The following is a 12,763-nucleotide window of genomic DNA, read 5'->3' as shown; positions in this document are numbered from 1 at the left end:
TTCAGGCCCCCGCGCGCAGCACGGCCCCGGGATTGAGGATGCCGTCCGGATCCAGCGCGGCCTTGACCGCCCGCATCATCGCCAGCTTGACCGGATCGGCGTAGCGTTCGAGGTCCGCGACCTTGAGCCGCCCGACCCCATGCTCGGCTGCGATCGAGCCGCCCCGGGCATGCACAAGGTCATGCACCATCTCCTTGACCCGGCCCCGGACCGGATCGAAATCGGCCCGGGCCACGCCTTTGGGGGCGAAGACGTTGAAGTGAAGGTTGCCGTCCCCCAGGTGCCCGAAGCAGTTGACCCGGACCGGCCCGAACGCCGCCAGGGCTGCCTCCGTCTCGGGAATGAAGGTCGGGATCTCGGACAAGGGCAGCGAGATGTCATGCGAAGAGATCGACCCGATGCGGCGGTTGGCCTCGGGGATTCGCTCCCGCAGCTCCCAGAGCGCGGTGCCCTGCGCCTCGGACGAGGATAGGACGCCATCGGTGACGAGTCCCCGCTCGCTGCCCCCGACAAAGATCCGTTCCAGCGCATCCTGCGGGGCCAGGCCCTCGGGCAGACCCAGCTCCATCAGAACCGTCCATTCGGGCACCGGCTGGAGAGGCGAGGCGCCCAAGCCGGTTTCCTCCAGGAACTCGAAACCCATCCGGCCGATGAGCTCGAAGCCCTGCACGGCGTCGCCATAATACCCCTGCGCGAGGGCCAGGAGATCCAGCGCCGCAGCGGGTGACGCCACCGCAAGCATCGCCACCCCGACCTGCGCCGGCGGCTGCACCAGCCGGAGCGCCGCCGCCGTCACGATGCCGAGCGTGCCTTCGGAGCCGATCAGCAGGTCCCGAAGGTCATAGCCCATGTTGTCCTTCCGGAGGCGTGTCAGCCCGTGCCAGACCTCGCCGCGGGCCGTCACCGCCTCGACCCCGAGGCAGAGCGCGCGGGCGTTGCCGTAGCGAAGGACCTGCGTCCCGCCGGCGTTCGTGGCCAGCAGGCCCCCAAGCCTGGCCGAACCTTCGGAGGCGAGGGACAGGGGGAAAAGCCGCCCTGCCGTGCGCGCCGCCTCCTGCGCGTCGGCCAGGATGACCCCGGCTTCGGCCACCAGCACGTTCTCGGACGGGTAGATCGCCCGGACCCGGTCCATGCGCGCGAGGCTCAGGATGACCGGCGCAGGCCCCTCGGACACGAGTTGCCCACCCACGAGGCCCGTCCCGCCCGAATGCGGCACGACCGCAACGCGCGCCTCGCTACAGGCCCGCAGGATGGTCGCGACCTCTTCGGTCGAGCCGGGGGCCAGGAGGGTGCCCGTCCCCCGGAACCGGCCGCGCGGCTCGCTCAGGTGGCGCTCCTCGGCCTCGCGGAAGACCGCATCGGGAAGACGGCGTCGAAGGGTGTCGACGAACGCGGGCGTCACGGGCGAAAGAGTCATGCCGCCCTACTTGCACCGTGTCGCCGCACGGGCAAGTCAGTCCTCGGTCAGGAGGGCGGGCTCGAGCACGACGACGGTCGGCTGGTCGGGCAAGTCGCCCAGGGTAAGGGCGATCTCGCTTCCGCTCCGGCGATCGACGGCGTAGCCGGCCTCCTGCTCCATGTCGGACAGAAAGGCGTCCAGGGTGCCTCGCCCGAACCAGTGCATGGGGATGACGATGCGGGACCTCAGCCGTTCCAGCGTGCGGACCAGGGTCGGGTGATCCAGCGTCAGCCCGCCGTCCACCGGGACCATGACCACATCGAGCCGCCCCAGCAGCGCGTAATCCTCACCGTTTGGTTCATGGTGGAGATGACCCAGGTGCCCGATGCAGAGGCCCGCCGCCTCGAAGACGAAGATCGAGTTGCCGTTCGGCTCGACCGTGCCGCCGAACCGGCCGCGGATGTCCGTCGGCACGTTGCGGACCAGCATCTCGCCCAGGTCGAGCCGATGATTCGCGACCGCGCCGTCGTCGCTCCACCCCTGCAGGACGTGGGGGATCGCGGGATCGGGCGCCGAGGTCCAGTGCGTGCCATGGGCATGGTTCATGGTCACCACGTCCGGCAGAAAATCCACATTGCCCATGAATCCCGTGAAGTCGGTGGCCGCCGCCACCGAGGGCGTCTGGATCAGGAACATCGCGTGATCGACATAGGTGATCCGGACGGCGCCGCCGGGCACCGGGTCGCGGAAGCCCGCCTGGACCACCCGTTCGGGACCTTGGGCCAAGGCGATGCAATGGCTCGGGATGCGCTCCTGCGCAAAGGCCGGCATCGCAGCCAGGAGGACTGGGATCAGAAGAGCGGCACGCATGGCGGAAAGGCTAGCGGGCCGTGCCGCGGGGTCACCCCACGAATTCGCGAGGTCCCCGGTTTCGGCGGATCAGCCCGCGTCGGTGCGCCCGCGCCGGTCGTGCCGGAGGTTGGCGTAAAGGACGTGGTTGCGCCAGCGGCCGTTGATCTGGAGGTAGCTCTGCGCCACCCCCTCGTACTTGTAGCCGCAGCCTTCGAGAAGCCGGCGCGACGGGGTGTTCTCGGGCAGGCAGCCGGCCTCGATCCGGCTCAGATCGAGGGCGCCGAACGCGTACTGCACCACGGCCAGGACGGCCTCGCGCATGTAGCCCTGCCGGGCGAAGGGCTGGCCGATCCAGTAGCCCGTCGTGGCCGACTGGGCCGGACCCCGCCGGATGTTGTCCAGCGTGATCGCCCCCAGCAGCATCCCGTCCTCCCGCCGGATCAGGAACAACGGCACGGCCGTTCCCTGCGTGATGGAATGCCGCGCCCAGCCGACGCGGCTCGTGAAAGCGCGGCGGCTCAGGTGATCGAGGGCCCAGGTCGGCTCCCAGGGTTGCAGGAACTCCGCCGAATCGCTCCGCAAGGCCGCCCAGGCCCGCCAGTCCACCATTTGCGGCGGCCGGAGCACCATGCGCTCGGTCTCGATGCGAAGCTCCCGACGGCGGAAGATCACGAAGTCCCCATGCTCAGGCCGCGAGCCTCTCCCGCAGGGCGTCCAGCGTCGGCGCGGCCTGGGCCGGGCCGTAGACCGCCAGGGCCGTGCCGGTGCCGCCCGCCATGCGCGCGGCAAAGTCCCGCACGTCCTGCGTGGTCACGGCCTCGACCTTGGCGATCTGCTCCTCGACCGGGGGGATGCGGCCCCAGATCGACAGCATCCGCGCCAGCCGCTCGGCCCGGTTGGACGGGCTCTCGAGGCCCATGAGCATCCCGGCCTTCATCTGCGCCCGCGCCCGGGCCACCTCGGCCTCGGTCATGTCGTCGGCGGCGCGCTTCAGCTCGTCGATGGTCAGGCCGACCAGCTCCACGATGTCCTCGGCGCTGGTCCCCGCATAGATCGTGCTGAGGCCCGTGTCCTCGTAGGCTCCGGCCTGGGCGAAGATGGTGTAGCAGAGACCGCGGTTTTCGCGGATCTCCTGGAACAGGCGCGACGACATGCCGCCGCCCATGGCCGTGGCCCAGATCTGCGCCGTGTGGATGGCCGGGTCGCGATAGTCCGGCCCTTCGAGGGCCAGGGCGAAATGCACCTGCTCCAGCGACTTGATCTCGCGTCGCTCGCCGCCCTGCCAGCGGGCGGGCTCGATCAGCGAGGGCCGGTGAAGGGGGGACAGATGCCCGAAGAGCTGCTCGGCCGCGCGGCAGATCGCATCGTGATCGACCGCCCCGGCGGCGCAGAGGATCATCTGCCCAGGCCCGTAATGCTCGGTGACGAAGGTCCTCAGGTCCGACTTGCCAAAGCTGCTGACCCGCTCGCTTTCGCCCAGGATGGTCCGGCCCAGCGGCTGGTCCGGGTAGGCGGCTTCCTGCAGCCAGTCGAAGACGATGTCGTCCGGCGTGTCGAGCGTCTGCCCGATCTCCTGAAGGATCACGCCCCGCTCCACCTCGATCTCCTCGTCCGAGAAGACGGGATTGAGCAGGATGTCCGCGATCACGTCGAGCGCGAGGTCGACGTCATCCTCGAGCACGCGGGCGTAGTAGGCCGTCATCTCGCGCGAGGTGTAGGCGTTGATGTAGCCGCCCACGTCCTCGATGGCTTCGGCGATCTCCAGCGCCGTGCGCCGGGTCGTGCCCTTGAAGGCCATGTGCTCGAGGAAATGGGCGATGCCGTTCTGGTCCGCCCGTTCATGCCGCCCGCCGGCCAGGACCCAGACGCCGATGGCGGCGGACTTGAGGCCCGGCATGGACTCGGTGGCGATGCGGAAGCCGTTGGGCAGGGTATGGAGTCGAACGCTCACGTGCGGATGCGCTCCCGAATGAGGGTTTTCAGGGCGTCGAGGTCGTTGGGCACCCGCGTCACCCGCTCCGGACGGTCATACAGGTCGGCCATGCGCGGGGGAAGAGGGGGGCGGATTCCCGTGGCGATCTCGACCGCATCCGGGAACTTGGCCGGATGCGCCGTGGCCAGGGTCACCATCGGAACCTCGCCCAGATGGGCTTCGGCGACATGCACCCCGACAGCGGTGTGAGGGCAGATCAGCTCGCCCGTGGTCTCGAGGGTGCGGGCGATGGTGGCCGAGGTCTCGCCCTCGGAGGCCCGGCCCGAGTCGAACCACTCGCGCAGCTGCTCGATGGCGCCCTGCCCGACCGTGAACCCGCCGTCGTGGCGCAGGGAGGCCATGTCGGCCGTCACCGCGTGGGCGTCCCGCCCATAGGCGTCGAAGAGGGCCCGCTCGAAGTTCGAGGACACCTGGATGTCCATGGATGGGCTGATCGAGGGCACGACCCCCTCCTTCCGGTGCTCGCCCGACAGGATGGTGCGGTGCAGGATGTCGTTCTGGTTGGTCGCGATCACCAGACGTTGGATGGGCAGGCCCATCCGCCTGGCGATCAGCCCGGCGTAGATGTCCCCGAAGTTGCCGGTCGGCACCGTGAAGCTGACGGCGCGGCCGGGGGCGCCCAGGCTCACGGCGGCGGTGAAATAGTAGACGACCTGCGCGAGCACCCGCGCCCAGTTGATCGAGTTCACCCCGGACAGGGCCACGCCGTCCGCAAAATCCCGGTCCGCGAACATGGCCTTGAGCGCCGCCTGGCAGTCGTCGAAGTCGCCGTCGATCGCCAGCGCGTGGACATTCTCCTCGGCCGGGGTCGTCATCTGCCGCCGCTGCACCTCGGACACGCGCCCGTGCGGATAAAGAATGAACACGTCCACGCCCTTCAGCCCCCGGAAGGCCTCGATGGCGGCGGAGCCGGTATCCCCCGAAGTCGCGCCCACGATGGTGATCCGGCCGCCCGACCGACCCAGCGCCGCCTGGAACAGCTGCCCGATGAGCTGCATCGCCACGTCCTTGAAGGCGAGCGTCGGCCCGTGGAACAGCTCCAGCAGGAAGTGATTGGGGCCGAGCTGCACCAAGGGCACCCGGGCCGCATGGCCGAACCCCTTGTAAGCGTCGTCGATCAGGCGGCGGAACTCCTCGGGGTCGAAGCTGTCGGCCACAAAAGGCCGCATGATGCGGAAGGCGGCCTCTTCGAAGGGAAGCCCGGCCAGCGCCGCGATCTCCTCCGGGTTCAGGACGGGGACGACCTCGGGGACGTAAAGGCCGCCGTCGGAGGCCAGACCCGTCATCATGGCCTGCTCGAAGTTGAGGGCGGGGGCCTGCCCGCGAGTGGAGATGTAGCGCATGGGAATATCCTCAGTCGGGCAGGTCGATGTGGCCGCGCAGCACGGTGACGGCCGAGCCGCTCAGGTGGACGCGCTTGCCGGACAGCTCACACTCGAGCCGGCCCCCGCGCGGCGACACCTGCGTGGCGGTCAGGCGATCGCGTCCCAGTCGCTTGGCCCAGAATGGCACCAGCGTCGCATGGAGCGATCCGGTGACGTGATCCTCGGGGATGCCGCCCGACGGCCAGAAGAATCGCGACGCCATGTCGGTGCTGTCGCCGGGCGCGGTCAGGCAGAGCCCGCCCGGCAGGAATTCGGCGATCAGACCGAAGTCGGGCTCGAACTTCCGGACATCCGCCTCCGTCTCGACCTCGATGCAGAGAACCTCGCCGGCCTGGAAGGCGGAGCGGTAACCTGACACGCCGAACGGCAGCTCCCACAGCTTGACGAACGAAGGTTCGCCCCGGGGGAGGTCGAGCCGGTACCGGCCCGAGCCTTCGATCCGCACGCCCAGGGGGCCGACCTCGCGGGTGAGGAATTCGATCTCGCCACTCGCGCCGTGCTCGGCGGCGAGCACATGGGCGGTGGCCAGCGTGGCATGGCCGCAGAAGGCCACTTCCTGCGTCGGAGTGAACCAGCGCAGGTCCCATGCGCGGCCGCGGCGGGTCGCGAACGCGGTCTCGGCCTGGTTCATCTCGGCCGCGATGGATTGCATGACCCGGGCCGGCAGGGCCGAGTCGAGGATCATCACGCCGGCCGGGTTCCCGGCGAAGGGCCGGTCCGCGAAGGCATCGACAAGGAAGATGGGGCGCATCATGACGTTGCCTTTCGAGCGCGTCGGATCAGCAGGAGGCTCATGACGGCCCAGACTGCCGCGAGGCTGAACCAGGTGATCGCATACTGGAGGTGGTCATTCGGGATCCCGGCCGTGTCGACCGGCAGCGGCGTGGTCCCGAGGTCAGCCCCGTCGATGGTCCGCGCCACGACGAGGATGGGCTCCGTGCCCAGGGCGTCAGCCATGGCGGCGATGTCGCGGGCGAACCATATGTTGCGCCCCTGGTCCGGAGCCGGCGTCCAGGCGTCACTCTCCTGCGGCCAGAGCAGGTTTCCGGTGACCCGGGCGCGCTCCGCCATCCTGGGCAGATCCTTGTCGGCCTCCGGGACGAAGCCCAGGTCCACGAGGACGCGGCGGTCGGCCGAGGTCATCGCGGTCACGACCCGATACCCCGCGCCCTGCCCTTGCACCGAGGTCAGCACCGGCGCCTCCTGCCCGCCGATGGCTCCTTCGACCGTCACGGGCAGGTACTGATCCGCGTCCGGCGACGGACTGGCGGGGAGCGGGACAGGCTCTGCGGTGATCCTGCCCTCGATCGCGGCAAGCAGGGCCGTCTTCTGGCCCAGGCGCTCCAGCTGCCAGATGCCCAGGCCGCACAGGATCGCAACCCCGACCAGACCCAGCAGGATGGGAAACCAGAGCCGTCTCACGGTGGTCCTTTCAATGCGAAACGCGCGGGGATGTCCCCGCGCGCAGGCGATGCACCCGCTCGGGGCTGCGGGTCAGGCAGAGCCCCAGATGTAGATCGAGGCGAAAAGGAACAGCCAGACCACGTCGACGAAGTGCCAGTACCAGGCAGCCGCCTCGAAGCCCACGTGCTTTTCGGGGGTGAAGTCGCCGCGGTAGACGCGGAACAGGCAGACGGCCAGGAAGATCGTCCCGATGATGACGTGCGCGCCGTGGAAGCCCGTCGCCATGAAGAAGTTCGCGCCATAGATGTTGCCGGCGAAGCCAAAGGCCGCGTGGCTGTATTCATAAGCCTGGAAGACCGTGAACAGGGCGCCCAGCGCGATGGCGAGCCACAGGCCCCACTTCATGTCCTGCTTGTTGTCCTCGTGGACGAGGGCGTGGTGGGCCCAGGTGGCCGCGCAGCCCGAGCAGAGCAGGATCAGCGTGTTGATGAGCGGCAGGTGCCAGGGGTCGAACGTCTCGATCCCCGGGGGCGGCCAGACGCCGTCCACGGCCGGGGATTCGGGTCCCATCGGATAGAGCGCGTGCTTGAAGAAGCTCCAGAACCAGGCCGCGAAGAACATGACTTCGGACATGATGAACAGGATGAAGCCGTAGCGCAGGCCGATCCGCACGACCGGCGTATGGTCGCCCACCCGGCTTTCGGCGATGACGTCCGCCCACCAGCCGTACATCGTGTAAAGGACCGCCAGAAGACCGATCAGGAACATCCAGGGCCCGGAGCCGTGCATCCAGAGCACCGCCCCGAACAGCATGACGAACGCCCCGATCGAGCCGACGAAGGGCCAGATGGAGGGTGGCAGGACGTGGTAGTCGTGGTCTTTCACATGGGCCATCTTGGCGTATCCCCTTCGGTCGCGGCGTCAGTCTATGGACGCTTGCGGCGCGGCTGTCAAAGGCCCCCCGGACCTGGATTGGAGCGAAGCCTGCGCTTCCTCCTCCTTGGGGAGGTCCATCTGGTAGAATGTGTACCCGAGCGTGATCTCGTGGACATACTTGCCTTCCGGATCGTCCATGATCGCCGGATCGACATAGAAGCTGACGGGCATCTGCACGGTCTCGCCGGGGGCAAGCACCTGCTCGTTGAAGCAGAAGCACTGGATCTTGGTGAAATAGCCCCCCGCCGCGTCCGGGACGACGTTGAAGGTCGCCTGGCCGCCGATCGGGTGATCGGTCGGGTTGTGCGCCTCGAAGAAGGCGAGGTTCGTCTCGCCCAGGCGGACGGTCATCTGGTTTGCCACGGGACGGAAACTCCAGGGCATTCCCTTGTCAACCGAGGCGTCGAACCGGACGATGACGGTCTTGTCGACGGGGGCGATCCCGTCGCCCGTGCCGGTCGAGGTCGTCCCGGCGAAGCCCGTGACCTGGCAGAACCAGCTGTAGAACGGCACGGCCGCGAAGCTGAGCGATGCCATCGTCGCCACGAGTCCGACGGCATAGAGCGCTGTGCGGGACTGCGGCGTCACTGTCCGCCCTCCCCGGCCTGATCGTCCATCATGGGCTGGACCACGTGGTCATAGCCCTGGAACTTGTCCGGGTCGCCCAGGGCCAGGATCTTCACGATCGTCAGGCCGAAGACGATCGCGACCAGAGCCGCGAGAATCAGGCCAAGGCCCAGGTTGCGGCCCCAGCGCCGCATGTGCAGTTCGTGTTCAACCTTGATCGCCATGTCAGGCCCCCAGGTAGGTGCCGAGGCTCGCCTCCGCGAGAAGGGCCCCGAAGTGCAGGAAGAGATAAAGAAGCGACAGCTTGAAGACCCGCTTCTCGGCGGCGAAGCGGTCAGCCTCGGCCGCGCTGCGGTCGCGCCGCCAGACCGACCAGCAGGCCCCCACGAACAGGACGTTCAGGACCACGCTGGCGGCCAGGTAGATCTGTCCGGCCACGGGCGTGAAGCCGAGCGCGAGCGACACCGGCACGAGCGCCAGCGCATAGGCCAGGATGTGGCGGCGGGTGACCCGGTCGCCGTGCGTCTCGGTCAGCATCGGCACCCGGGCGAGGCCGTAGTCCCCGCGCACGAACAGCGCCAGGGCCCAGAAATGCGGCGGCGTCCACATGAACACCAGCAGCACCATCAGCACCGGAGCCCAGGCCAGGGACCCGGTCGCGGCGACCCATCCGACCAGCGGCGGCAGCGCGCCGGCAAGGCCGCCGATGACGATGTTCTGCGGTGTCCGCCGCTTGAGCCACATCGTGTACACCACGACGTAGAAGAAGATGGTGAAAGCCAGGAGCGCGGCGGCCAGCCAGTTCGCGGCGAGCCCGAGCAGCATGACCGAGAAGCCGGACAGCGCGAGCCCGATGGCCCGGGCCTCCTCCGGCCCGACGCGCCCGGAGGGGACGGGCCGTCCCTTGGTCCGGCGCATGACCGCGTCGATGTCGGCGTCCCACCACATGTTCAGCGCGCCCGAGGCGCCACCGCCGACGGCGATGCACAGGATGGAGACGAACGCGACGAAGGGGTGGACGTCGACAGGCGCGGCCACCAGCCCGACCAGCGCGGTGAAGACGACGAGCGACATGACCCGGGGCTTCAGCAGCTCCCAGTAATCGCCCATCCCGGCCTCGCCGGGGACGCTCAGGGGTTGGGAGAGGCTGGCGTCGCTCATCGGGATGTCCTGGGATTGCCGCGCATCAGATAGAAGAAGCGGCGCCCGGGGGACAGCCCCGGGCGCCGCGACGTGGTGCCGCTCCCCGGCCGGGATCAGCTTTCCGGCGTGGGGAATTCAACCTTCGCCTGCTGCAGCCAGGCCTGGTAGGCCTCGGCCGAGACCACGCGCACCTGGATCGGCATGAAGGCGTGGTCCTTGCCGCAGAGCTCCGAGCACTGGCCGAAGAAGATGCCTTCCTGGTCCGCCTTGAACCACAGATGGGCGAGGCGGCCCGGCACGGCGTCCTGCTTCACGCCGAAGGCCGGCACGGTCCAGGAGTGGATCACGTCGCCCCCGGTGACCGTCATCACCACGGTCGAGCCGACGGGGACCACGACGGCGTTGTCGGTGGCGAGCTTGAAGTGCGCGTCCGAGAAGCCCTTGGCGTGCAGCTCGTCGCGGATGGTATCATTGAGGTTCCCCTCGCCGTAGCCGATCATGTAGCTGTCGAACGAGACGGCCTCATCGGGGTAGTCGTAGTGCCAGTACCACTGGTAGCCGGTCACCTTGATGTGGATGTCGCCCTCGGGGATCTCCTGCTGGTTGAACAGCACGGGAAGCGAGAACGCGCCGATGAAGACGAGGATGACGATCGGGACCACCGTCCAGGCGATCTCGAGCGGGGAGTTGTGGGTGAACTGCGCGGGCTTGGGGTTCCGCCGCTCGTTGAAGCGGTAGATGATCCAGAGCAGCAGCCCCGACACGAACAGCACGATGAACAGGATGATCCAGTCGACCATCTGGCCCAGCCAGTGGGTGTTCTCGGCGATGCCGGTGGCGGCGGGCTGGAAGTTGACGCCGTTCGGGCGGGGCTGGCCGATGATCGGCAGCCCGTCCACCGTGGCCTCGACCCCATTGCTCACCGCCTCCTGCGCCCAGGCGGCGGCACCGAGGAATGCCGCCCCCGAGGCGGCTGCGAGCGTTCGGAAGGTCTGGAACAGGCGCATGGGCGGGTCCTCAACGGGCGCGAATGGATTGACGGGGACGTGAAGCCCCCCTGTCGGTCGGGCGCCTCATCCCATATCCTGCATGGCATCACAAGCCACGCGTTGTCGCAGAGCGTTCAACGATCGGTCACCGTGGCCCGATTTCACGAGGAGTTTCCGATGGCCTCCGCCCCATTCCGCCCCTTCGAGGACCTCCTCGACCGCGACGCCGCCCTGTCCCGCCTGAACGAGGCGGTGGCCGGCGCCGACGACGGGGAGCTTTTCCTTGAACGGCGCCGTGCCGAGATGCTGGGCTTCGACGATGGCCGTCTCAAGACGGCGAGCTTCGACGCCTCCGAGGGCTTCGGCCTGCGCGCCGTGAAGGGCGAGACGGCGGGCTACGCCCACTCCACCACCATCGACGAGCCTGCCCTGGCCCGCGCCGTGGCGACGGCCCGGCTTGCCGTCGGTGCGGGGGGCGGCACCCTCGCCGCACCCCCGCCCAGGACCAACCGCAAGCTCTACGGCGACATCGACCCGATCGACGATGCAGCCTTCGCGCTCAAGGTGGACACCCTGCGCGAGATCGATGCCTTCGCCCGCGCGCTCGATCCCCGTGTGGTGCAGGTGTCCGCGAGCCTGTCCGCCTCGCACCAGGAGGTGGCGATCCTGCGGCCCGAGGGCGATCTCGTGACCGACATCCGTCCGATGTCGCGGCTCAACATCTCGGTCATCGTCGAGGAGAACGGCCGGCGCGAGGCCGGGGGCCATGGGTCCGGCGGGCGGCATGGCCTCTTGGGCCTGATCGACCGCGGGACCTGGGAGGCCACGGCCCGCGAGGCGCTGCGGATCGCCCTGGTCAACCTCAAGGCCAAGGCGGCGCCCGCCGGCGTGATGGACGTGGTTCTGGGCCCGGGCTGGCCCGGCATCCTCCTGCACGAGGCCGTGGGCCACGGGCTCGAGGGCGACTTCAACCGCAAGGGCACCTCGGCCTTTGCGGGCCTCATGGGTCAGCAGGTCGCGGCCAGGGGTGTGACCGTCCTCGACGACGGCACGATCCCCGACCGGCGCGGATCGATCACCGTGGACGACGAGGGCACGCCCTCGAACCGCACGGTGCTGATCGAGGACGGCATCCTCGTGGGCTACATGCAGGACCGGCAGAACGCCCGGCTCATGGGCGTGAAGCCCACCGGCAACGGCCGGCGCGAAAGCTTTGCCCACATCCCCATGCCGCGGATGACCAACACCTACATGCTGGCGGGCGACGCCGATCCCGCCTCCATGGTGGCCTCGCTCAAGGACGGCATCTACGCCGTGGGCTTCGGCGGCGGGCAGGTGGACATCACCTCGGGCAAGTTCGTGTTCTCCTGCACCGAGGCCTACCGCGTCCGGAACGGCCAGGTGCAGGAGCCGGTGAAGGGCGCGACCCTGATCGGCGACGGCGCGACGGCGCTCAAGCAGATCCGGGCCATCGGCAACGACATGCAGCTCGACCCCGGGATCGGCAACTGCGGCAAGGCCGGCCAGTGGGTTCCGGTCGGCGTGGGCCAGCCGTCCCTGATGATCGGCGGCCTGACGGTCGGCGGCGCGGCCGCCTGACCCTCCCGCCCTGTCAGAACCGGGACAGCACCAGCCCGCCTGCGACCATCGCCACGGCCAGCAGGCGGGTCGGGCTCAGCTCCCGCACGTCCAGCCCCAGCGCGCCCGTCGCGTCCAGCGTCATGGCGCCGAGCATCTGTCCCAGGATCACGGCCGCGATCATCGTGACCACGCCCAGGCTTCCCACGCTCCAGATCGCCCCCCAGACATAAAGCGCGCCCAGCGCCCCCCCGAGGAACTGCCACGGCGCCGCCCGTCCCAGGGCCAGGAACCCGCCCCCCTGCCCCAGCACCAGCGCGATGACCGTGAGGATGAGGCAGCCCGTCCCGAAGGACACCGCCGCGGCCGGCACGCTCGCCCCGATCGACCGGCCTAGGCTGGCATTGACTGGCGCCTGCACCGCCATCGCCGCGCCCGCCGTCACGAGCACCCCCATGGCCACCGCTGCGGTTCCGTTCATCGCGATCTCCCCTGGCTGGTCGCTCCCGACCGAACT

General features: G+C 69.1%; 14 protein-coding genes. 1 reads left to right on the top strand and 13 read right to left on the bottom strand.

The genetic code is table 11. From position 1 onward, the window contains the following. Position 1: 1 nt before the first annotated feature. From J3P31_RS19645 to coxB, 12 genes are all read right to left on the bottom strand, one after another. Entirely contained in the window at positions 2–1,417 is a 1,416-nt protein-coding gene (locus J3P31_RS19645) for an FAD-binding oxidoreductase (protein ID WP_210530224.1), read from the bottom strand. A 36-nt stretch (positions 1,418–1,453) separates the two neighbouring features. Next, positions 1,454–2,269 (bottom strand): MBL fold metallo-hydrolase, encoded by an 816-nt coding sequence (locus J3P31_RS19640; RefSeq protein WP_210530223.1) that lies wholly within the window; start codon positions 2,267–2,269, stop codon positions 1,454–1,456. Between the two features lie 69 nt (positions 2,270–2,338). Further along, entirely contained in the window at positions 2,339–2,881 is a 543-nt protein-coding gene (locus tag J3P31_RS19635) for a GNAT family N-acetyltransferase (RefSeq protein WP_246849697.1), read from the bottom strand. Between the two features lie 55 nt (positions 2,882–2,936). Beyond that, positions 2,937–4,202, bottom strand: a complete 1,266-nt coding sequence (locus J3P31_RS19630; RefSeq protein ID WP_210530221.1) for a M16 family metallopeptidase — start codon at positions 4,200–4,202, stop codon at positions 2,937–2,939. Further along, positions 4,199–5,587 carry a threonine synthase gene (gene thrC / locus J3P31_RS19625; protein ID WP_210530220.1) on the bottom strand — a complete coding sequence of 463 codons (1,389 nt, stop codon included), beginning with the start codon at positions 5,585–5,587 and terminating at the stop codon, positions 4,199–4,201. The genes J3P31_RS19630 and thrC overlap by 4 nt, the downstream gene beginning before the upstream one ends. Positions 5,588–5,597: 10 nt before the next feature. After that, positions 5,598–6,383: a PhzF family phenazine biosynthesis protein gene (locus J3P31_RS19620; protein ID WP_210530219.1), complete on the bottom strand. Its 786-nt coding sequence runs from the start codon at positions 6,381–6,383 to the stop codon at positions 5,598–5,600. Further along, on the bottom strand, positions 6,380–7,051 hold the full coding sequence (locus J3P31_RS19615; protein WP_210530218.1) for an SURF1 family protein: 672 nt from the start codon (positions 7,049–7,051) through the stop codon (positions 6,380–6,382). Before J3P31_RS19615 ends, J3P31_RS19620 begins: the two co-directional genes overlap by 4 nt. Before the next feature lie 72 nt (positions 7,052–7,123). Continuing rightward, positions 7,124–7,927 carry a cytochrome c oxidase subunit 3 gene (locus tag J3P31_RS19610; RefSeq protein ID WP_210530217.1) on the bottom strand — a complete coding sequence of 268 codons (804 nt, stop codon included), beginning with the start codon at positions 7,925–7,927 and terminating at the stop codon, positions 7,124–7,126. A gap of 27 nt (positions 7,928–7,954) precedes the next feature. After that, entirely contained in the window at positions 7,955–8,557 is a 603-nt protein-coding gene (locus J3P31_RS19605) for a cytochrome c oxidase assembly protein (protein ID WP_368373119.1), read from the bottom strand. Beyond that, complete coding sequence (locus tag J3P31_RS19600) at positions 8,554–8,760, bottom strand: cytochrome c oxidase system small membrane protein (protein ID WP_210530216.1); 207 nt, start codon at positions 8,758–8,760, stop codon at positions 8,554–8,556. Before J3P31_RS19600 ends, J3P31_RS19605 begins: the two co-directional genes overlap by 4 nt. A 1-nt stretch (position 8,761) precedes the next feature. Further along, complete coding sequence (gene cyoE / locus J3P31_RS19595) at positions 8,762–9,697, bottom strand: heme o synthase (protein ID WP_210530215.1); 936 nt, start codon at positions 9,695–9,697, stop codon at positions 8,762–8,764. A 95-nt stretch (positions 9,698–9,792) separates the two neighbouring features. Beyond that, positions 9,793–10,686, bottom strand: coding sequence for a cytochrome c oxidase subunit II (coxB, locus tag J3P31_RS19590; protein WP_210530214.1), 894 nt, complete (start codon positions 10,684–10,686; stop codon positions 9,793–9,795). A gap of 159 nt (positions 10,687–10,845) precedes the next feature. Here coxB and tldD point away from each other — a divergent pair, with 159 nt between their 5' ends. Beyond that, entirely contained in the window at positions 10,846–12,267 is a 1,422-nt protein-coding gene (gene tldD / locus J3P31_RS19585; RefSeq protein WP_210530213.1) for a metalloprotease TldD, read from the top strand. Positions 12,268–12,280: 13 nt separating this feature from the next. Here the strand turns inward: tldD and J3P31_RS19580 are convergent, their stop codons facing one another. After that, a complete protein-coding gene (locus J3P31_RS19580; RefSeq protein WP_210530212.1) occupies positions 12,281–12,727 on the bottom strand; it encodes a DMT family transporter in 447 nt (148 codons plus the stop codon). Positions 12,728–12,763: the final 36 nt, after the last annotated feature.

Source organism: Rubellimicrobium arenae, assembly GCF_017916275.1.
Taxonomy (GTDB): domain Bacteria; phylum Pseudomonadota; class Alphaproteobacteria; order Rhodobacterales; family Rhodobacteraceae; genus Rubellimicrobium; species Rubellimicrobium arenae.
The sequence above is the reverse complement of the archived record's forward strand: the minus strand, read 5'-3'. Positions and strand labels throughout refer to the sequence as shown.